Source organism: Paenibacillus sp. Root444D2 (assembly GCF_001426375.1).
In the GTDB taxonomy this organism is placed as follows: Bacteria; Bacillota; Bacilli; order Paenibacillales; family NBRC-103111; genus Paenibacillus_E.
Map to the genome: position 1 here is coordinate 313,137 of NZ_LMEO01000051.1, position 20,958 is coordinate 334,094.

The window sequence follows — 20,958 nt, forward strand, 5'->3', positions numbered from 1 at the left end:
ACATGACTGTTTATTTTCAAGAACAAGAAAGCGCCCATTACCGCTTTGGCGACAATGACGCCGAAATCCTGAAGGTTCTGGCGCAGCGGTACATAGGGGCCAATCCGCAGGCTGGGTTTGTCTACCGTACATTTCATCAATCAGGCGTGCTGCAAAATAAGGAAGGTCTATTTGAAATCGACCTAAGCCAGCGGTTTCCAAGCGCCAAGCCAGGGCAATGGGCCTATGGTGCAGGCGTTGTTTGGAGCGATGAGGAGCGGAATCTGGATATCATCATCCGCTGCCTGGGTCCGGTCCGCTTTTTTTTTAACGGCAGTTTAACCTATCGCTCCAATGTCATAGACGAGATGAGTCCGGACGCAAGCGTGAAGCTGAATGTCACCTTTACAAAAGGCTGGAACACCTTGTTCATCAAAATGAAGCATACACCAGCCGGCTTTGGCTGTTTGATCGGATCGGACGAAGCGAAGGTCCGCATACTGAATGTACTGGCTCCGTTTAAGGAAAGACAGGGAAAGGCGGGATGGGTATTCTCCGCACCCGTCGACAAGGATGTTGTGCCAGATGAAACCAAGCTGCCCGATCTGTTTTCTTTCGAAAAGAACAGCGGATTAAGCTGGTTTCCCGAGTGCCAGTGGAACGAGGAAGAACGTAAGCTTCCTTCTTTAGAAAGAATGTATGGCCGCCAGTCGGGCAAGCTTGCTTTTGCTTGGACCCGCTTTCGTCAGCATTTAGCCGGAAGCCATCCTGTGAATATGGTTATCACTTCTTTGGGACCCATTACGGTATGGATTAACGGAAAAGAGACGGTGAAAGAAAATAAGGCCGGCCATTATGCTCTTGAGCTTCCGTTATTTAACGGAGTATACGATTTGCTTGTGAAAAGTATTTGCGGTGAAGGCGTTTGGGAGTATACGTTAACTGCTTCCATAGGCGGCGCTCCCATTGATCTATATGCTCCCCATCAAGTGCATGGATCAGGAGATGCGGCCTGGCTGTATGTCGGACCGTTCCAAGTGGAGGCGGATCCCGAGCTAAGCGACTTGCAGCGAACAGATCGTTTGTATGCGACAACAAGAGAAGTAAAGGAAAAGGCAAACTACGCTTACTGGCGGCTGGACCTTCCTCATGCTTGGATTCGTCCTTATTATGAGAACTCTATGCTGAGCAACAAATGGACAGTAGGCACAATGACCAATTATGCCCGTTGGGATTATCCGCTCGGTGTTACGATTTACGGGTTGCTTCAAACAGGACGTTTTCTCCATAGACCGGACATGATTCGTTATGCCACGGAACACGTTCAAGCATGTACGGATATGTTCGAGTATTCTCTCTGGGACGCTGAGCAATATGGCTTTCCCGCTATCAACCAGCAGCTGGTTATGATGAAAATGCTCGACAACTGCGGTTCCTTCGGCTCGGCTATGCTCGAAGCCTACCGGGAATGCGGCGATAACGCCTTTTTACCTGTGGCCTCCCGGATCGCGGACTTTATGCTGAACAAGCTGGAACGTCGTGAGGACGGAGCGTTTTACCGAACGTGTCCAGGGGAATATTCAGCGGATACCATGTGGGCCGATGATTTATACATGAGTACGCCGTTCTTGCGCCGTTACGCTGAAATATCGGGTGATGCCCGTGCGCTAGATGAAGCGGCAAAGCAGTTTTTACGATTTAGAAATTATTTATTCATGCCGGAGCAGCGGATTATGTCCCATGTTTATGATTTTAAGTATGGGCGTGCAACAGGCATACCATGGGGCCGCGGAAACGGTTGGGTGTTGTTCTCCTTGACGGAGGTTTTGGAAGTTTTGCCGGAGACGCACGAAGACCGACCGGCGCTGCTCGAATTTTTTAATGAGCTGTGTGAAGGCTATTTAGTCCTGCAATCGGACAGTGGTCTATGGCATCAGGTGTTGAATGCTTCCGAAACCTATTTGGAAGCGTCGTGCACTGCGATGTTTGCCTATGCTTTTGCTCGGGGCGTCCGTTTTTCTTGGCTTCGCGAATCAAATCGTTTTGCGGAGGCCGCCATTTTAGCTTGGAACGGTCTAAGCCGAATCGCCATAGACCGCCAAGGCAACGTACACGGTGTGTGCAGCGGCTCTAGATATGCGTTTCATCCCGAATATTACAATGAGGATCTTCGTACGGTAACCAATGATAATCATGGAATTGGCATTATGATGCTGGCCGGAACTGAAGTCGCGAAATTGAAGGGGTACTTGTCATTCGATTGACTTTGTGTAATGAGATCATTACTTAATATGATCAGTGGGAAAGGGTGCTTGTTTGAATATTTATGCATATATTGCATAAATGGAATTTTACTAACAAAACAAACGGAGTCACGCGGGTTTGCGGGCTCCGTTTTATAATTATTTATGAAACATCACACGAGGCGTGTTAATTTTTTAGGATCTTCTTCACCGTTTGCAATGGCGTTAAGCATGTCCTTAGATGAGACCCCCATAATATCTGAAACCACAAAGCCCTGTTTAATCAAGACGAATAGACTGCGTGGAGACAAATGGAATGGGGTTTTTGAACTTGATTTCTTTTATGAAAATGGTCTGCAACCAATTATTAAATGTGTATTTGATACATTTTCAAATAATAATTCTGTTTTAAGTATATAAATGTAATTTAAATAGATTGCTTAATATAAGAGAATTTGAAAAGCAAACACCCCGTAACTTATTTAATAAGTTACGGAATGTTTTGCGTGTATTTGTGGATTTAGTTTGAAGGAACAGTATTCATTTTTATGTATAGAGTTTACATTTTGTGAATGCTGATAGTCTCAACAATTATGAAAATTTAGATTAATTTGAACAACTCAGTTCATTCATTTTCTCACTCGTAGAAATCTTTTTAAGAGGCGGACTTTCTTGCTTGTGCACCAAGGAGACGCCGCGACAACAGCAAGGCAAAAGCCAGAAAAGCTAATACGATAAAACTAAACATCAGGAAATAGCCACCCATATGGTAGAATAGACTGCCAACGATCGGGCTACAAGCCATTCCCATATAGCGAAAAAAGTTATAAGCACCGACGGCGGTCGCACGGTTTTTCGTGAAAGCGCCCGTTAGCAGTGTCGTCTGCACGGGGAGCGAGAGCCCGAGGAATAACCCGAAGCAGATAATACCGGCCAACAACCAAGTTATTGAAATCGAGTAGAAGATCATGAAAAACAACACCGAAGACACATTTAGAAAAGTAGTCAGAACGATGACCTTTTTTCCGTCTATCCGTGCTTGGATTTTGCCACCGAAGAAGCTGCCGACCACGATGCAAAGGGACATCGGCAGAAATACGAGTCCCTTTTGCTCGGCCGACAAGCCGTAACGTTCGCTTAAGATGTTCGGCAGAAATACAAGAAAATTGTAAAACACGTAATATTGAATAAACCCAAGATAAATAACCGACGACCCGATCCGATTCTGTAGTATCGTTGCGAAATCCCGCAGTTGAAAGCGGGTGGCCTCGCCGCTGTCGGGCTTAGTTTCCTTCAGATAAAGGTAGTTGAGGATCAGCACAAGCATACCTGTAGCTGCAAGAGCGAGAAACACGGATTGAAAATTGAACAAACCGCTGAGGAAGCCGCCGATGACCGGCCCGAGCACAGGGCCTAATGAAACCATCATTTGAAATGTCCCCATAGCTTGGCCGCGTTCTTTTCCATCGAACAAGTCGCTGATGACTGTAACGGCAACGACTGATCCCGCAGCGATTCCGATCGCCTGCAACGCTCGGAAGACCAGCAGAAGCCCTATATTTTCGGAGAAAAAACACCCAACCGAAGCGATAACATACAGCGAAATCCCGAAAAGAATGACTTTGCGGCGCCCCTTCGAGTCAGTGAGCGGACCATAGATCACCTGCATGATGGCAAGAAATAAGGTAAACACCGAAATCGTCAAGTTTACGACGAATGAGGTGGTGTGGAGTTGACTGGCAACCTCGGGTAACACCGGGGTGTAAATGGTTTGCGTGAACGGCCCAAGAAATGCGGCAAACGCCACAATATAAACAACGAATTTACGATTCATGATGTGTAAACCTTTCTATGAAGTCTGTCCTATTTACTATTCAATAGTATCCCTAGACCAACTGAAATCATTAACCACCTGTTGGCGAGCACTCAATTTTGGTCCCCCACCCCCAACGCGTCTTATTGTCATCGTACTTGAAATCGATTATTTATTCCAACGCATTTCATGCTATAATCTCATTGACTTGAAGGAATGAATGGAGAGTGCGAAATGGAACTTCTTCAACTGCAATATTTTCTCGCGGTAGCTCGTTTGGAACATGTGACCGAAGCGGCACGAATTCTGCACGTTACTCAATCGTCACTAAGCAAAACGATTCAACGCTTGGAGGAGGATCTAGGGGTCCCTCTATTCGATCGAATAGGTAGGAAGCTGCGATTAAATGAGTTCGGAAGCAGATTCCTTCGACGTGCAGAAAGGGCTTTGTTTGAATTGGAACAGGGGAAGCTGGAGCTTAGCGATTTATCCAGCCCGGATCATGGTACACTAGAATTGGGGGTGACCACCGCTAGCATATTACCAAATATCCTTCGAGAGTTTCGGAAAAAGCGGCCCTATATTCAATTTCATGTGCAAATGCTGACCACGCAGGAAATGGTTACGCTTCTTGATAGAGGAGAGGTTGATTTTTGCTTGTCCTCACCTCCTATAGAAGGGGATGACATCGAATGTCAAATCGTGTTTATCGACCCAATCCTTGTAGCTGTTCCAAAGGGGCATCGACTGGCAGATCGAAGCAGCGTATCCTTGACAGAGCTAAAGGATGAATGGTTTGTAGGAGTAAAGAAGGGCTACGGTACTCGCGATTTAATGGACTCTGTATGCAAATCGGTTGGATTTGTACCTAAATATGTGTATGAGGGGGATGAACCTGCTAGGCTTATCACTCTTGTGGAAGCCGAAATTGGCATAGCCTTCATACCAAGCACGGCAAGGAATTCACGGGAACAAATCAAATATCTCCAAGTAGAAACTCACGAAGTGGTACGGGAGATAGCTTTATTATGGCACAGGAGTCGATATATTTCGCGGGCTGCTCTGGAATTCCGTGAGGTAGTTGTAGAATATTTTGGGGCGATATCCAAATAGACAATTTAATCCCATATGTAAGCGAAATAAAATTTTTGGGCATACCCAGTTTATGGGTTTATTGAAGTAACGGGTCTGGTTTACCCTTAATGAAAGCAAGCGTTTATAATCAATTCGCCAAGCAATTAAACTTGAAAACCGTGTCTATCCGTGAACAAGAAGCCATTAAAATCGTCCCCCCTGAGGAAAATGACGGCATAAATCGCCTAGAAATTGAAGGAAATAGCATCCAAATAACAGAAGACATACGTGTAAAGCTATTGCAGGATCTTGGCGTATTGTTCTTGTTTCCGTAAATCGTGGCAACCATTCATTCCGCCGTTGCTTTAGGAGCGCTGCAAAGGCTATTTAAAGTAGAAGTCGGCGCAGCCGCGGTTACCGTTATGGGTATCTTCTTGCTCCTTCAGATCGTTTATTTCTTGTTCATTAGAAGGAATTATTTGAATGTGATAAAAAAGCATCTCACCAACAGCTGAAGCAGGTTTATATTAAAAGGCATTCAATAGGAGTAATTGGATGCCTTTTTTGCTGCTTGTTTTATTTTGCTACTTTGATGATGAATCCTGAAGCAGGTCAATGAAGTGGGTCATCATTCCAAAATTCAACACAGCAGCATGCATTTCGCTAATCATTTATTTGTACCCAAGCAGACAAAACGCTTGAGTTTTTACTTCTTGAAGGCTCTGTTGAATAGAGCTCACAAACGATTCTTCTCCTGCTGTCGGAATTTGCCTGGTGGCAGCTTCTTCTCTTCCATAAAAGTACGAGAAAAATAATGGACAGAAGAAAAGCCGGTGACTTCGGCAATTTCTTTAATTGAAAGCTCACTTGTCAGAAGCAAGTGGGCTGCTTGGCGTATGCGTTCACTTCGAATGAAATCGGTGAAAGTCTCATGTATGCCCTCAGAAAACAAGCGGGATAGATGACGTTCTGAGACGTTGAGATAACCAGCAACATGTCCAAGATGAAGCGGCTGGGATAAGTTATCACGGATATAAAGCTTGGCGCGCTGCAGCAGAATATGTGTATTTTTACGGTGAAAGTAAGGTTTAGTCATGTCTTTTCCGAATAATGAAAGAAAGGATACTAGAAGTGCGTAGGCAAGCGAGGGAATCGCAGCAGAAGGCAAGCTCCCTTTCCCTTCTTGAATCAAAAGTGACTTCCACAAGTGGGCAGTTGGGTGATTGTCAGCTTCATGAATGCAAACCTCGGCATGCTCAGCTAGATCGCTGAAGGCTTCACGCATCGTATCGTCGCTCAGTGTTTCATCTAATTCGAATGCGACATAAACTATTAATAAGCCCTCTTTCGTACGAATTTGATGATTAATCCCCGGTCTCGAACAAAAGTGTGTACCTGCCCTGAGTGGATAGACAACACCTTTTTCCGTATACTCACCCTCACCATTAATGATATAACAAACCTCAAAGAAAGAATGCTTATGGGGCTGATTATCGAACAGGCAAGGGTTAACTCCCCAATATTGAATTTTGAAGCAAGCAGCGGGTCCGTGAATGACGTTTAGGACTTCATTAAGCATTGAATCGGTTTCTTTACATAGATACATAGGCTTCATCCTTATATTTAAATGTCCTTATTCTGCAAAAAGGTGTCCTTATGAGAAAAAGACAGAATCCATTGGTTTTCCTATAATTATAAATAAGAAAGCGAATAAATATCAATGGGATAAATGGAGGAATGGCCTGTGATCGAACAAAAAGATGTAGATTTTTATAAAGAAAATGGGTATTTGCTCGTTAAGGGAGTTTTCAATCAACAGGAAGTTGAAGAAATGAGACAAGGTGTAGAGGGGATCATTAGCCGTGCTGCACAATCAAAGGCTGATCATAATTCCCAATGGCAGGGGGACTTTCTTCCGGCAGCGGAGCTGAAAAAGCTTGTCTTAAAAGGCTTTCATGATGTGCATTATCACGATGCCGCGTTTATGCGAGCCGTGATTCATCCGAATATGACTGCTGTGCTGACGCAGATTATTGGTCCAAACGTACAGCTGCACCATTCCAAAATGCTTGTTAAACCGCCAGAGAATGGCGCAGCTTTCCCGATGCATCAAGATTACCCTTATTTTCCGCACGAAAAGCATTCCATGCTAGCTGCAAGTGTACATCTGGATCATGCCGATGAGGAGAACGGCTGCCTGCGTGTCATTCCGGGTTCGCACCGCACTGGCTCCTTGCCACATGTAGGCTCTTATTATTTGAATCATAAGGAATATCCGATTAAAGAGGGGACGCCTTGTGTAGCAGAAGCGGGTGATGTTCTGTTCTTCAATTACTTGACCATTCACGGCTCAGAGTCGAATAAGAGCTCTAGAACAAGAAGGAATGTATTGTTCCAATACCGTGAAGCCAGTGATTTTCCGACCGAAAATACGCATTTTGACTGGGGAATGGGTTTGATGGTTAGCGGGAAGAATCCGAATTTCACGAAGGTGAAACCTGATTTTAAAATCATCTAGTAGAAGGAAGTAGGAGGCGCCTTAGGGTGGCCTCTTTTTTTTCTCATTGCTTCTGTTTGGAGTCCGCTTTTGGTTCAAAGTTCATACAGGGCTTGCCAGAGGAAGAAAGTACACGAAGACTGGGCATTGTCTGTGTTTTGAAGCCGTATGCTTTGCAGCCTCTAGGGAAATTGGCATCCCATGTAATATAGAAATGTTCGCATTTCATGCAGTTGATACGTTGTGATTCCGTCATATCTGTCCCTCTTATTTTAAGATAAATCTATTATAACGTATTAAAATAGCGAATGGATAATAGGATTGAATCTGTCGACAAGAAGAGGCAAACCTCTCACAGCTATTGGGTTAGTATTATCCATGATGGAAGTTACTGTGAGGAGGGAATGGGAGTTGAAATCGTTCGATGTCATCCTAATTGGGAGTGGCCACAATGCTTTAATTACGGCTGCCTATTTAACACGTGCCGGGAGGAGCGTACTCGTTCTGGAGAAAAATGATCGTCCAGGCGGTTTCCTGCGTACAGAGGAGCTTACTTTACCGGGGTTCAAACATGATGTTTATGCAGCGGCACACCCTCTTCTATTGACAGGTCCGGCCTATGCAGATCTCGGCGAAGCTCTTGAAGCTCGCGGGTTACGCTACTTAAACACGGACTTGCCAACGGGAGTCTCCATGGAGGACGGGCAAACGGCTGTATTCTCACGATCGTTCGAGGCGTTAATTGCAGAAGCAGAGCGCCTTGCTCCTGGAGATGGAGCAGCCTTATCGGCCATGTTCGAGGCATTCAATCCTTATGCAGCGGATGTTTTTGCATTATTTAATCTGGATCTATCGCGCTCCAAAGCCTCAACTATCATCGAGAAACTATTACATAATAAGGGAAGTAAAGGATACTCCGAATTTGCGGCATCCATCTTCTCAACCGCTCGCAACACCGTAAGTTCCTTTCAATCACCTGTACTCCGAGCTATGTTGGCACCGTGGGTATCTCATCTTGGGCGTACACCTGATGAAGTCGGCAGCGGGATTTGGGTGCCTCTTACAGCAATGGCTTTAATGGGAGGGGGAATGCCAATTCCCGAGGGTGGAAGCGAAAAACTTGCTCAAGCACTTGCCAAGCTCATTCAGGACCAAGGCGGTATCATCCTCACGGAACAGGAAGCGGAACGAATTATAGTGAAAAACGGACGTGCAGTTGGTGTGCGAACTTCGAAGGGAGAGGAGTATCGGGCGAAGCAAGCCGTCGTTGCGTCAACAAGTCCAGATCGACTATATCTCTCACTTTTGTCTGATGCTGAGATTAGTCCTCCGTTGCGTGAACAGGCGAAGCGGTTCCGCTATGGCAGGGGTTGTGTGCAGATCCATCTCGCTCTGAGTGAACCGCCGCAATGGCCAGATGCTCGGTTTACCAAGGTCGGTCAGCCGCATTTAACGGATGGGCTGGATGGTTTCACACAAGCCATTGCACAAGGAATGGCGGATTTGCTTCCAGCCAAGCCGACTTTCACTGTGGATTGTTCCACGAATCTGGATCCGTCTCGTGCGCCAGAAGGAAAGGCTATCATGCGTATTCAGGTGCTCGAGGTACCATGTCGTCCTCGCGGCGATGCCGCTGGTCTTATCGATGTTGGTGATGGCAGTTGGACACCGGAGTTAACAGAGCGTTTCACTGAGCGAGTACTTTCGATTGTAGGTAAGCATATCCCTAATATCCCGAGTGCCATTATTGGCCATGCCGTTGTTACGCCAGACACGATTGCCAGATTCAATCCTAATTCTGGTCCAGGTGATCCTTATGGCGGAGCACATGATTTGGCGCAAAGCTACCTGTTTCGTCCCCTACCGGGGCAGCCGAGTCATCAAACAGAAATTTCAAACGTATATATGTTGGGTGCGGCAACTTGGCCAGGGCACGGGATCAATGGAGGATCGGGTTATATCGTCGCGCAAAAGCTGTTGAAATAAAAGGAATAGCAGAGTTCCTGAGGGTATATCGCTTTTCTGATTTATGCTGCACGTTAGGTGGTAAATATAGTAAGTATAGGGGGGCGGTAACTTGTATTGGACGCGTAGAGATTTAAAGATCAGAGCCAAGAACGTTCTGAGGACATCGTATTGGAAAGCTTTTTTGGTTAGTTTGGTACTGGCCGTGGTTAGTGGCGGGGTATCAAGCTGCTCATATAATTCGGGTGGAAGTACATCGATGAGTCTTCCTGGGTTTAGCGGCGGAATGGGTGATGTCTCCGACGGAGCAGGTCTTGCTATTATCCTTATCATTGCCTTCTTGGCAGTCGTGATTGGACTAGTGGCGTTAGCTTTTAATATCTTCGTTGTATCTCCGCTAAAAGTGAGCGTACAGCAATATTTTAAACAAGCTGCACAAGATGATGTAAACATGAACTATCTCGTTTATTCGTTTACGAAAGGCAATTACTTTGCAATTGTTAAAGGTATGTTTTGGAGCGGCCTGCTTAACTTCTTATGGTTTTTGCTGCTCATTATTCCAGGTATCGTGAAGTCGTATGCATACAGCATGACGCCTTATATTTTGGCGGACAATCCTGGGATTGGGATGAAGAGAGCTGTTGATCTCAGCAATCAAATGACAAGCGGGCAGAAGTGGAAGATGTTTGTGTTGGATCTTTCCTTTATTGGTTGGTTTATTCTAGGAACGATAGCACTGGGAATAGGTGTTTTATTCGTACTGCCTTACTATAACTCAACCAAAGCGGAGCTTTACTTGGTCCTTCGTAGGCAGGCGTTGCATGACGGTTTAAGCAGTAGTGCGGAGTTGAATTTGCCTTATGTTTAAAAAGAGACACTTGTGAGAGAGATAGCAAAAAGGAGCCTGCCGATGAAATCGATAGGCTCTTTTTTTGTATCTCCAAAAATAAAATTCCTCTTCAAGAGCCTCTAAAGTACTTAGCTGGGAGAGAAATATGTGTTCCAAGAGTCAGAACTTGAGCTTGAGCGGTTAATAGGATTAAATCCATTGGAGGAAATCCAATGAAATTCAACATGCTATTCGTGAATACATGATTCCATTGGACAATATGCAATGGGATTTTCTCTTAAGCCTACTCACGAGCCATTTTCGGAAAAAACATTGTATTTACTCCAATGGAATTGCTATGAACACTTCCTGTATGATATTCCATTGGATACTGTCCAACAGAATCTATCCGGACATCTATTCTTCTTATATAAAACAACCTCACAAACCCAAAACAATCTCAATATCGTCCTAATAAACTCACAAACCCAAAACAATCTCAATATCACCCTAATAAACTCACAAACCCAAAAACAAACTTCTTCTGTAGTCGACGGAATTCCTGAGTCAGCCGTAGCGCGACCTTAAACGGACTATTTAGCGGAACGTCAGTATTTAGAAGAACGTGGTGAGCTATTTGCTCCAATTGGTGGGTGTAGCACATGAAGCAGCATACCTCAGCTCATCCTTCGTTAACACTATCAGGTTCCAAAATACCCAGCAGTTCAGGTAATGTGGCTATTTCATAACTTGGGCGATTGTGAATAGGTGCCGTGCGGTTATGATGATTGATCCAAACATTCCGCATGCCAACCCCTAATGCCCCTCTAATATCCGTATCTAAATTATCGCCAACCATGATAGTTTCTTCCACAGTGGTTCCAAGCAAATTCAGAGCATGCTCAAATATTGTAGGATCAGGTTTCCCTTTGCCGAAGGTGCCGGATATAAGAATATGATCAAAGTAAGCCGCTAAACCAGGAATGCTGTCTACTTTCTCTTGCTGCAGGTCTGGAGCGCCGTTCGTCATTAGCAGTAGTTGATACTTGTGATGCAAAGCATTCAAGACCTCGAAAGTTGTCTCATAAACCAAGGGACGCTCTCTTCGCTCACGAGCAAATCGCTCGGCAAGCTTCTCACCTAATAAGGGATCATCGATACCTAATTTGAGCAAGCCCTGTGTCCACGATTCCTTCTGATAAATAGGGGCGAACTGTTCCAGTTCAAGAAAGGATGGATGCTCTTTCGAATCGAAGCGTCCCCAGAGTGCTTCCAAGTGAGTAACCTCAATCATTTTGGCAAATTCATAGCAGGCCATTGTACGAAATAGGTGCTCAGATGACTCTCGTACCGCACTTTCAAGTGCTTTAGGATCAACGTTGGCTGACTCAGAGGCTGCTTGGCAGGTTGCCTGAAAGGCTTCATTTATACTTTGTTCATCCCACAGCAACGTATTGTCTAAATCAAAAATAATCGCTTTGATAGGTCTCATTGTCCACAATCCTCCCCTATGTCCTATACATAATTTGCTTCATAAATAAAAGGAAGTCAACCGTAAAGTAAGGGAAAATCATTTAAAAAATTGTAAACAAATAACTAAACCAAAAGTATTGTGCTGGGTTTTCACTACAGTAATCTTGATTCCATTATTCCGTTAAAATGCTGCCGTAGATCCTGCCTTGCATGATCTCATATCCATTATCCTGTCTATGTCATTAGCTATGACATATAATATGTGTAAAGAGACAAATTTGAGGAGATGATGGGTTTGTCAGTCCTGGTACCAGTGCCGCAATCGAAAACGAATATCGGAAATTTCAAGCATACGATCACGATGTTGATGGGGATGTGGCTTATCATTGGTTTGTTTATTGACGGCTTTGCTCATAACCATGGTGCGGTTGAAACCTTTTTCACACCTTGGCATGCCATCTTGTATTCGGGATATCTGGCTTGCGCAGTGTGGATTTTCTATCTGACTTATCAGAACAAATCTAAGGCTAATCATGCAACTTGGGTGCAGGCGATCCCGACTGGTTACGAGCTTGGCGTAGCAGGAGTAATCATCTTTTTCTTAGGCGGCCTTGGTGATATGTATTGGCATACGGTGTTTGGAATTGAGAAGAATATCGAAGCATTGCTGAGCCCAACACATTTGATCTTATTGACAGGTGCACTTATGATCCTAACCAGTCCGTACCGTGCGATTAGTCACGCTGAAGATAAGGTCTCACCTTCCTTTCGCCAATTGCTGCCTGCTTTGACCTCGATTGCATTAACCTTTGCTGTCATGGCCTTCTTTCTCATGTATGCTTGGTCATTCCGTCAAAATCTATGGATGGCTAGGGAAGAAGATGCGGTCGCAAGAGCCGTCGTGGATTTCCTGATTACAACGATGCTGTTAGTCTTACCTGTTATGCTGGTTATAAGGAGATGGAAGCTTCCATTCGGTACCGCCACTTATTTCTTTGTTTTCCAAGCGGTGCTAATGGCGATACTGGATGGCTTTTCACAATACGGATCTATTGTGATTCTACTGATTAGCGGGATTGCTGCTGATTTGATGTTTAGGTCTATTAAACAGAGGGAAGCGAGCGATTGGCGATATAAGGTTGTTTTCTTTCTTATTCCTGTTTTAATCTGGGGCTTATACTTTGCGGATTTGAGCATTTATCATACATTGGATTGGGCGCCGGAGCTTTGGGGAGGAACGATGTTCATCTGTGGGCTCTGTTCACTGGGGTTAAGCATTCTCACGGCTCCAATTGTGCATAGAAAAAGCTAATGAAAACAACGTTAATTGTCCTTATGAGTATGACACTCCTTTTAACCGCATGCGGTACGCAGCCCTCAAAACATGACATGATGGGGATGCCGATTACAACTATATCTCCTACAACACATGTCCACCAAAATGACGCGATTGCTCATTTTTCCGTCGCGTCGAAGCAATATTTGCCTAATGAGGAAGCATCTGTGACGATTCTCATCCAAAATAAATGGAATAAACCGATTGATCAATTCGACATCATGCATGAAAAGCTGCTGCACTTGATTGTTGTCAGCAAGGATCTCACCTATTTTGACCATCTTCATCCCGAATACGTCGGTGGAGGTCGATTTGAAATCAAGACAAAGTTCCCGGCAGGTGGGCATTATCAGCTGATCGCCGATTTTACGCCGCAAGGCATGGGGGAGACGATTCAAACCCACTGGGTAACGATTAACGGGCAGCAAAAGAAAGAAGAGAAGCTTCTACCTGATACGAATCTTACGAAAATAGTCGGCGACAAAGAAGTAAATCTTTCTTTCGACCATTTGATGGCTGGGATGGATTTAAAAATGAACTTTACCATTAGAAATGCTGCAACGAAAGAACCTGTAACTGATTTGCAGCCTTATCTAGGCAGTCTAGGTCATGTGGTGGCTATAAGTTCAGATGCCAAGGAGTTCGTCCATGTGCATCCGAATGATTCGAAAGCTTCCGGACCTGATGCAGCGTTCACTATCCACTTTCCCAAAAGTGGCATCTACAAAATCTGGGGTCAATTTCAGCAGCATAATGAAGTGTTCATTGTTCCTTTTATCATAAAAGTATAATTTGTAATCAAAAAGAAATGTGTTATTCATCTGAGCTTAATGAAACAGGCTTATAATAAAACTCGACCCCCTTTAAAATATATATACCTTAAGACCCACGGCCCGTTGCTGTGGGTCTCTTTTTGCGTTTAGACGTGCATAGTCTAAGAATTTTTTGTATTTGTCGGGAATCCGACATTCTAACACGTTATCATGTGGTAATATAAATATAACACATCGGAATACTCAACATTAAAATATAGCGTCAAAGGAACTTGGCAAAGGGGTTTTCACATATGGACCAATTGAATGAACTTGCTGATCTTCAGGAGAAGGACCCTACCAAGGAAATCATGATTGAGGCATTTCGTAAACATGGAGCTATCCAAACCTACAGGAAAAACGAGTTTGTTTTTCAAGAGAATGATCAACCCAGCGGTGCTTATTATGTTGACTCGGGATTAATTAAGATTTCCCAATCCTCTGAAGAGGGGCAAGGGATTACCTTATTTCTACGCTATGAGGGAGAAGTATTCGGTAATGCGGAAATTTTGACGAACATTCCCAGGAAACGTTACGCCAAGTGTTTGGTAGACAGCCAAATCATTACGCTAGACAGGCGTAAATTTCTCGAATTGGCCAAGGAGAATGCCGAGTTTTCTTATTCTGTAGCCGTTCTAGGAGCACGCCGACTTCTGCAAACACAGAAGATGGTTGAAACGCTCATTTCCCGCCCCGTAGCTTGGAGGCTAGCGTGGTTCCTCATGCAGCTGGGCAAACAAACGGACATTAAGCTTGAAGTTCAGGTGCCGCTCAGTCATGAAGAAATCTCTTATGTCATTGGCTGCAGCAGACAAACGGTCACAGAAACACTCAATAAATGGCGCGATAAAGGGCTCATCGACTACGCCAAAAAGAAGATCGTTATTTTTCACCCGAACCGTTTCTTCACAGACATATGACGGACAGAGGTCTGGAGGGTATTCAAATGATTACGATAAACAATGTGAATAAATTCTTTTCGCAGCGGAAAGGCACTACCTATACGGCGTTGGATCAAGTATCGCTCACGATTAAGAAAGGGGAATTCGTCTCCGTGGTAGGCCCTTCAGGCTGTGGGAAGTCTACACTTTTGAACCTGATAGCAGGGTTTGAAAAAGTGAGCAGCGGCACCATTACCGTGGGTGGGCAAAAGGTTACGGCACCGGGGGCTGATCGGATCGTTGTTTTCCAAGAGCACGGCCTATTTCCTTGGCTTACGGTGCTCGATAATGTCGCCTTTGGTTTGAAGCAAAAGGGGTTATCGAAGAAAGAACGCTATGCACTCGCTTTTGAGCAGATTAAAGCCGTTCACTTGAGCAAGTTTGTCGATCGTTATCCACACGAGCTATCCGGGGGAATGAAACAAAGAGTAGCCATTGCCAGGGCGCTCGTTATGGATCCCGACATCCTGTTGATGGATGAACCTTTTGCGGCATTGGATGAACAAACGCGATTTATTTTACTGAAGGATTTGGAAGAGATCTGGCTCAAAACAGGGAAAACAATCCTGTTTATTACACATAACATTCGCGAAGCTGTCATTTTGTCAGATCGAGTTATCGTGATGGCAACGCAGCCAGGCAGGGTCAAGAAGGAATTTGCCGTACAAGCAGCAAGGCCTCATCAAAGCGGTGATCCGCTCATTCATGCCTTGGAAAATAAAATTATGGAAGCTCTGACGGATGAGCTCGAAAAGGTAGTCAGAGAGGAGCTCGGCCATGAATACAGCCTTAAGAAGAACCCTATTTCTAATTCTTCTGCTGATCATATGGGAGTTGGGATTTAGGGTTTTTCAGTGGGGGTGGAAGTTTCCTTCACCGCTGCAAACCTTTCAAGCCTTCTATGATGGCTTTACGCAGGGGCATCTCCTTAACGCGATTGCAGCTAGTCTTCGTCGCTTGCTCATTTCATTCGCTATTTCAATTGGGCTTGGTACGATTTTAGGCTATTTATTTGCCCGTTATCGGTATTTTGACGAAACCTTCGGCTTTGTGGTTGTTGCCCTTCAGACGGTTCCGAGTATAGCGTGGCTTCCTTTTGCGATTATTTGGTTTGGACTTAATGATACATCAGTTATTTTCATTACAACGATAGGTGCGACTTGGACGATGTCGATGGCGAGCAGGACGGGGATTTTGAACATTTCACCGATTCATCTGAGAGCTGCGCAAATGCTCGGAACAGGAAGTGGTTACCGCTTGTTCTTCCAAGTGCAGCTGCCAGCTGCATTTCCCCATTGGATCACAGGAATCCGAGTGGCTTGGGCCTTTGCTTGGCGGGCACTTGTAGCTGGGGAGCTTATTGCCAAGGGAGTGGGTCTCGGACAAATGCTGCAGGATGGACGCGGCCTTGGGGATACGGCATCCATTCTGTGCGTGGTCATTATTATCGCCGTTATAGGCACGATTTCGGACCATTTCTGTTTCAAACAGTTAGAGGATAAAATCGTGCTTCGCTTTCAGCTTAAGAAATAAATAGCGTTTCATAGAACAAATAAGGGGGAATTATTTTGAAAAAATTAGGATGGGTCATGAGTTTGGTATTAACCGGAGCACTGCTATTGTCAGCTTGCGGACAGAGTAAAGAAGCAGTTTCAAGCGCTGCGAGTACGACGGTGAAAATTGGTATTTTGAAAAATGTTACACATGCTCCGGGATTTGTAGCACTGCAAAATAACTACTTCCAACAAGGCTTTGGCCAAAATGCCAAGATTGAAGTCACGGCTTTTGACAACGGAGCGGACTTCGCAACGGCGATTGCGACCGATCAGATTGATCTTGGTTATGTTGGCCCGGGACCGGTCATTAATCAATATTTGAAAAGTAAAAATATCAAGGTGATCTCTGGCGCGAATAATGGTGGAGCGGTATTGGTGGCTCGTAAGGATGCTGGCATCCGATCGGTTAAGGATCTCGTAGGTAAAACCGTGGCTGTTGCCGCCAAAGGTGGGACACCTGATCTGTCCCTTCGCTTGCTGCTGAAACAGGAAGGATTAAAAGTATCCACAGATACTTCCGGTGTACAAATTGTTACACGTGCTCCAGCTGATACCTTGATAGCGATAAGGCAGAAAGAAGTGGATGCTACATTAATTGCAGAACCTTGGGGGACACAAATCATTCAAGAAGGTTCCGGAACGATTTTAGTCGATTGGAATAAAATCCCGCCAAAAGACGGGAATTACCCGTTAACGATTCTCGTAGCGAGCGATAAATTTCTCAAAGAGCACCGTGATTTGGCCAAAAAAGCCGTGAAAGCCAACAAACAAGGTATCGAATTCATTCAGCAAAACCCGAGTAAAGCCTATGGTCTGATTAGCGATGAATTAAAGCAGTTAACTGGAAAAGGGATGGATCCGGCGCTCATTAAAGCGGCCATCGATCATTTGAAACTAACGGAAGATATCACCTTAGAGGATATTAACGAGCAGGCTAAAGCCTCATTTGATGCTGGATATTTAAAAGTGAAAGCGGAAGAACTGGACTTCAGCAAATTCCTCGATTTAACGCTTTTGAATGAAGTGAAAAAAGAAAAATAATCATTGTTTACTTAGGAGGTCATTCATTTGCACATACAACCACAGGAAAACCTATTGCCGGATTTTCATGAGCATATCAAAGTAGTGATACTAGGCACAGGTACACCGAGGGCCTTTTATGGGAGAGCCAAAGCAGGGGTCGCCATTCTCGCAGGGGATAAAACCTTTCTGTTTGATTGCGGCGGTGCGACCGTTGATCAACTGATTAAGGCGGGGATCATGCCGCAACGGATCTCGGATGTCTTTTTCACTCATCATCATAGCGATCATAATTCTGGATTTTTCGATGTATTCATTACTAGCTGGCGAACACACGTAATTGCGGATCGGGTATTTGAAGGGCGTAAAGGTCCAATGAACGTGTATGGACCAACGACGACGAAAGCGATCATAAGTAAAATGAGAGAGTCTTTTGATTTCGACGTGAATCTTCGCGTGAATTATAATTTCTCAGCCGGGGCAGGTGCGGACATTCAATACTTTGAAAGCAATGAGGGTATTGTTTACGACCAGGGTGGTGTTAAAATTACCGCGTTCGAAGTGGATCATAAGCCTGTTTATCCAGCTATTGCTTATAAATTCGAATACAACGGCAAATCGGTTGTCATTTCGGGGGATACGATTCCTGTTGAAAATATGGTCAAACATAGTCAAGGTGTCGATTTACTTGTGCATGAATCTTACAACAAAACGTGGCTGGACGCGCTTATTGCCAAATTTCCCGAGCAGACGATTGGCTTGTCCAATCCTGCAAAGTATCATTCAACTACGCTGGAGGTCGCTGAAATCGCCCGTGCAGCTGGGGTTGCCCATCTGGTGCTCACCCACCATATCCCTGCGCCTGCGGCTAATGATGAAGCCGAGGCCGATTATACCGAAGGCATGCGAGATATCTACTCGGGTCGAATCACGATGGCTAGAGATTTAATGGCATTTGATCTTTCATAGTTATATTGGAAAAGCCGCCTCGATCTAATACTCGGGGCGGCTTTTCCATATAACTATTTGTTTTGGGATTGGGGTAAAGCGACTAAGCTTATCTTATTTAGGATAGTTAGCTATGGATTCTGCTAAGCTAAGTGAGATAGTGGATATGCATAATAGGTTATACACAATTTTAGCCATTTTTATAGGCTGCAGAGCTACGTAAGACTAGAATTGTTGTATGTTTAAGATCGTCTATTCACTCATCCAACCTAGTTATACAGTAGAGGTGGCTTATATCGGTATACATCGCCATACTTGCTCTCTTGAGGTTGCAGGATGAATGAATCTATATTTTCGGATGAAGTGATGTTGTAGAATGTACAACAATTTCTGCCAATATCCCGCATCTGCCCCTTCATTGTTGCATATTGTACAACAATTGGGCCCGATAAGGGCGATTTTGCAATCAATAGGCTCGAAATGTTGTACGGAGTGCAACATAAAGTTGCAAAATTGCCTTTTGGCATGTGAATTGTTGTAGAAATTACAACATTGGTAGCTTCGGCACGCATAGCTCTCGCTGTAAGCGTGGTTATCGCACTTATTTGCTCGGGCGCTCCAGATTAAGCGCTGTTTTCGCGCTTATTTGCTCCGCGAGAAATCTATTCCTTGCGCTTATAAAACAATCTAGAAATACCAACGCCAATGGCTCCAAGTCCAATGAACAGGATAGCGCGAACAGCCGTTGATACATCTGGTAAATCGATGAAAATAATTTTGAGTAAGGTAACGAATAAGAAGATGATACCTACAAGCCTGGCTTTAGGCTTTTGGACAATGAGTCCAAAGACAATGAGTAGAATGGCGTAAACAACCCACACTGCTGAAAGAATCAAATGCTGGTAATCGTATGTGATCGTTCGCGTCAGGGAATTGGTCAGTTGTGTGAGATAGACAAGTAAGAGAATTAACTCCATCCACAGCAGGATAAGACTAATTTCTGTTCGAGCGCGGCCTTCTTCAAGTATGGCACGGTAGAAAGCATACAAGCCGCCAATAGTTGCCACGAGTATAAGCCACGCAAAGGATTCGGATGATAATAGATCACGTATCGGATGCGTTAGGACGAATAACATCCCAATGAAATATGTGATAGCCCCGCTGATTTGCTGCAGTTTGCTTTTGAATTTAGCACCTAAACATAGCGCAATTGCACCCTCTACAAGAATGGCGGAGCCGGCTTGATCCGCGTGCAGTACGTAGATGAGCCAAAGGAATATGCTGAACGTTGCAATGGATAGCTGAACGGAAAAAGCTCTCTTTTGACGATACAGCCAGTAAGAAGTACCGCTATAGAGAAGCGACCATATCGCAAGCATCCATTCATAGAAGATACGATCTTTGGAACCGCCATATAGGCCATACGTCCACGCTGCGAGCATGCCGAAGCTTAGGAATAATGCGATTCGCTGCCCAATCAGGCTGTCTTTGGAACGGAGAATTGAAATCGCAAAGAGGAGCAAATGCTGCAAAATAACGACGGTAAGGATCGCGGGTCGGCTGCCGATGTCACCTGCGAACAAAGTTGAAAAGAGTAATGGCAGATGAAGGACTCCAAACGCAGTAAAATAAGCGCCACAAAAGGAATAACGTAACGATAAAACGATCATGACCATTGAAAATAACCCTTCATAGCCTGCAAATACCCAAATATTTGGTTTGGCTGAGTCGACTAGAAAAGGCACTAGATAACCGGCGAGCAGGGTAATGATCATGAGTGCTTGTGAGCGATGACGGACTGCAGTAAGTACGCTTGCAGCAATAGAAACGACATATAGAACGAACGCAAGTGTTGGCGGAATCAATGTGAATAGCATATGCGCTGCGAAAAGAGATAAAATAAGGACCCCGCTGGATCCGCCGAGCAGCACTTGCCCCAAAGCCATGCGTTTGCGGCGAATTTGGACTTCTCCTTGCCAATACATGAAGCCAGCGACGATGACGCCCAGTATGCAGCGAACTGGTTCGGTGATAATCCCCGCATTAACGGCAGCTGTAAAGGCCCATAGGACACCTAACAGAAAGACGACAATGAAAATCCGCGGCAGCCAGACGCGAGCGATCAAATGCTCCCAATCCCTTGGTGGCGGCGCCGGTTGCTTGATGGGTATTGTCACCTCATGCTGACGGTGCTGCTGCGTGGATTGCGATTTTTGATCAAATGTCGGTTGCGTCGTATGTACTTGCTGATCTTGTGACTTGGTGGTTTTTTCAAGCAGGATGCTCAGTTGTTCTTCGAGTTCTTTGACCTTCATTTCCAGTGCTTCAACGCGTAAATCCAAATTCATACAAGCCCCCCTTTTATTTATACTTTAATGCTAATCACGATGTGAAACAATTAGAAAATCCATATCTTGCTAATGATTTATGGGAATATGGGAATAGTATCAATAAATGGAATCGCTAGGTGAG

General features: G+C 44.7%; 18 protein-coding genes. 13 read left to right on the plus strand and 5 right to left on the minus strand.

What is annotated here, in order from left to right:
* Positions 1-2 precede the first annotated feature (2 nt).
* Complete coding sequence (locus ASD40_RS32890) at positions 3-2,243, plus strand: glycoside hydrolase family 88/105 protein (RefSeq protein ID WP_057307341.1); 2,241 nt, start codon at positions 3-5, stop codon at positions 2,241-2,243.
* A gap of 634 nt (positions 2,244-2,877) precedes the next feature.
* Here the strand turns inward: ASD40_RS32890 and ASD40_RS32895 are convergent.
* On the minus strand, positions 2,878-4,056 hold the full coding sequence (locus ASD40_RS32895; RefSeq protein ID WP_057307342.1) for an MFS transporter: 1,179 nt from the start codon (positions 4,054-4,056) through the stop codon (positions 2,878-2,880).
* Positions 4,057-4,269: 213 nt separating this feature from the next.
* On the opposite strand from ASD40_RS32895, the gene ASD40_RS32900 reads away from it, so the two are divergent.
* Complete coding sequence (locus tag ASD40_RS32900; protein ID WP_057307343.1) at positions 4,270-5,148, plus strand: LysR family transcriptional regulator; 879 nt, start codon at positions 4,270-4,272, stop codon at positions 5,146-5,148.
* 89 nt (positions 5,149-5,237) lie between these two features.
* Positions 5,238-5,444 (plus strand): hypothetical protein, encoded by a 207-nt coding sequence (locus ASD40_RS32905; RefSeq protein WP_057307344.1) that lies wholly within the window; start codon positions 5,238-5,240, stop codon positions 5,442-5,444.
* 401 nt (positions 5,445-5,845) lie between these two features.
* Here ASD40_RS32905 and ASD40_RS32910 read toward each other — a convergent pair whose 3' ends face one another.
* A complete protein-coding gene (locus ASD40_RS32910) occupies positions 5,846-6,715 on the minus strand; it encodes an AraC family transcriptional regulator (RefSeq protein ID WP_057307345.1) in 870 nt (289 codons plus the stop codon).
* Between the two features lie 138 nt (positions 6,716-6,853).
* Between ASD40_RS32910 and ASD40_RS32915 the strand changes: the two genes are divergently transcribed.
* Entirely contained in the window at positions 6,854-7,627 is a 774-nt protein-coding gene (locus ASD40_RS32915) for a phytanoyl-CoA dioxygenase family protein (RefSeq protein WP_057307346.1), read from the plus strand.
* Positions 7,628-7,670: 43 nt separating this feature from the next.
* Here ASD40_RS32915 and ASD40_RS32920 read toward each other — a convergent pair whose 3' ends face one another.
* Entirely contained in the window at positions 7,671-7,862 is a 192-nt protein-coding gene (locus tag ASD40_RS32920; RefSeq protein ID WP_057307347.1) for a hypothetical protein, read from the minus strand.
* A gap of 155 nt (positions 7,863-8,017) precedes the next feature.
* Between ASD40_RS32920 and ASD40_RS32925 the strand changes: the two genes are divergently transcribed.
* Both ASD40_RS32925 and ASD40_RS32930 read left to right on the plus strand, forming a co-directional pair.
* Positions 8,018-9,592 (plus strand): phytoene desaturase family protein, encoded by a 1,575-nt coding sequence (locus ASD40_RS32925; RefSeq protein WP_057307348.1) that lies wholly within the window; start codon positions 8,018-8,020, stop codon positions 9,590-9,592.
* Between the two features lie 91 nt (positions 9,593-9,683).
* The gene (locus ASD40_RS32930; RefSeq protein ID WP_057307349.1) at positions 9,684-10,439 is read left to right on the plus strand and encodes a DUF975 family protein; all 756 of its coding nucleotides are present in this window, start codon (positions 9,684-9,686) and stop codon (positions 10,437-10,439) included.
* 643 nt (positions 10,440-11,082) lie between these two features.
* On the opposite strand, the gene ASD40_RS32935 is transcribed toward ASD40_RS32930, so the two are convergent.
* Positions 11,083-11,892 (minus strand): HAD family hydrolase, encoded by an 810-nt coding sequence (locus ASD40_RS32935; RefSeq protein ID WP_057307350.1) that lies wholly within the window; start codon positions 11,890-11,892, stop codon positions 11,083-11,085.
* Between the two features lie 276 nt (positions 11,893-12,168).
* Here ASD40_RS32935 and ASD40_RS32940 point away from each other — a divergent pair, with 276 nt between their 5' ends.
* The 7 genes from ASD40_RS32940 (at position 12,169) to ASD40_RS32970 (ending at position 18,507) form a co-directional block, all read left to right on the plus strand.
* Positions 12,169-13,185, plus strand: coding sequence for a hypothetical protein (locus ASD40_RS32940; protein WP_057307351.1), 1,017 nt, complete (start codon positions 12,169-12,171; stop codon positions 13,183-13,185).
* Complete coding sequence (locus ASD40_RS32945) at positions 13,185-14,000, plus strand: hypothetical protein (RefSeq protein WP_057307352.1); 816 nt, start codon at positions 13,185-13,187, stop codon at positions 13,998-14,000. The genes ASD40_RS32940 and ASD40_RS32945 overlap by 1 nt, the downstream gene beginning before the upstream one ends.
* A gap of 275 nt (positions 14,001-14,275) precedes the next feature.
* The gene (locus ASD40_RS32950) at positions 14,276-14,941 is read left to right on the plus strand and encodes a Crp/Fnr family transcriptional regulator (protein ID WP_057307353.1); all 666 of its coding nucleotides are present in this window, start codon (positions 14,276-14,278) and stop codon (positions 14,939-14,941) included.
* A gap of 26 nt (positions 14,942-14,967) precedes the next feature.
* Positions 14,968-15,807 (plus strand): ABC transporter ATP-binding protein, encoded by an 840-nt coding sequence (locus tag ASD40_RS32955; protein ID WP_057307354.1) that lies wholly within the window; start codon positions 14,968-14,970, stop codon positions 15,805-15,807.
* Positions 15,740-16,495: an ABC transporter permease gene (locus ASD40_RS32960; protein WP_063870883.1), complete on the plus strand. Its 756-nt coding sequence runs from the start codon at positions 15,740-15,742 to the stop codon at positions 16,493-16,495. The genes ASD40_RS32955 and ASD40_RS32960 overlap by 68 nt, the downstream gene beginning before the upstream one ends.
* Before the next feature lie 35 nt (positions 16,496-16,530).
* Positions 16,531-17,559: an ABC transporter substrate-binding protein gene (locus tag ASD40_RS32965; RefSeq protein WP_057307355.1), complete on the plus strand. Its 1,029-nt coding sequence runs from the start codon at positions 16,531-16,533 to the stop codon at positions 17,557-17,559.
* 27 nt (positions 17,560-17,586) lie between these two features.
* Positions 17,587-18,507, plus strand: a complete 921-nt coding sequence (locus tag ASD40_RS32970; RefSeq protein WP_235549475.1) for an MBL fold metallo-hydrolase — start codon at positions 17,587-17,589, stop codon at positions 18,505-18,507.
* 641 nt (positions 18,508-19,148) lie between these two features.
* Here ASD40_RS32970 and ASD40_RS32975 read toward each other — a convergent pair.
* Positions 19,149-20,834 carry a DUF2339 domain-containing protein gene (locus tag ASD40_RS32975; protein ID WP_057307357.1) on the minus strand — a complete coding sequence of 562 codons (1,686 nt, stop codon included), beginning with the start codon at positions 20,832-20,834 and terminating at the stop codon, positions 19,149-19,151.
* Positions 20,835-20,958 lie beyond the last annotated feature (124 nt).

What these genes read in the sequence shown, in the direction of transcription:
- ASD40_RS32890 (WP_057307341.1), top strand. Translation starts at nt 3, where the DNA reads ATGACTGTTTATTTTCAAGAACAAGAAAGCGCCCATTACCGCTTTGGC.
- ASD40_RS32895 (WP_057307342.1), bottom strand. Translation starts at nt 4,056, where the DNA reads ATGAATCGTAAATTCGTTGTTTATATTGTGGCGTTTGCCGCATTTCTT.
- ASD40_RS32900 (WP_057307343.1), top strand. Translation starts at nt 4,270, where the DNA reads ATGGAACTTCTTCAACTGCAATATTTTCTCGCGGTAGCTCGTTTGGAA.
- ASD40_RS32905 (WP_057307344.1), top strand. Translation starts at nt 5,238, where the DNA reads ATGAAAGCAAGCGTTTATAATCAATTCGCCAAGCAATTAAACTTGAAA.
- ASD40_RS32910 (WP_057307345.1), bottom strand. Translation starts at nt 6,715, where the DNA reads ATGTATCTATGTAAAGAAACCGATTCAATGCTTAATGAAGTCCTAAAC.
- ASD40_RS32920 (WP_057307347.1), bottom strand. Translation starts at nt 7,862, where the DNA reads ATGACGGAATCACAACGTATCAACTGCATGAAATGCGAACATTTCTAT.
- ASD40_RS32935 (WP_057307350.1), bottom strand. Translation starts at nt 11,892, where the DNA reads ATGAGACCTATCAAAGCGATTATTTTTGATTTAGACAATACGTTGCTG.
- ASD40_RS32945 (WP_057307352.1), top strand. Translation starts at nt 13,185, where the DNA reads ATGAAAACAACGTTAATTGTCCTTATGAGTATGACACTCCTTTTAACC.
- ASD40_RS32950 (WP_057307353.1), top strand. Translation starts at nt 14,276, where the DNA reads ATGGACCAATTGAATGAACTTGCTGATCTTCAGGAGAAGGACCCTACC.
- ASD40_RS32955 (WP_057307354.1), top strand. Translation starts at nt 14,968, where the DNA reads ATGATTACGATAAACAATGTGAATAAATTCTTTTCGCAGCGGAAAGGC.
- ASD40_RS32960 (WP_063870883.1), top strand. Translation starts at nt 15,740, where the DNA reads ATGAATACAGCCTTAAGAAGAACCCTATTTCTAATTCTTCTGCTGATC.
- ASD40_RS32975 (WP_057307357.1), bottom strand. Translation starts at nt 20,834, where the DNA reads ATGAATTTGGATTTACGCGTTGAAGCACTGGAAATGAAGGTCAAAGAA.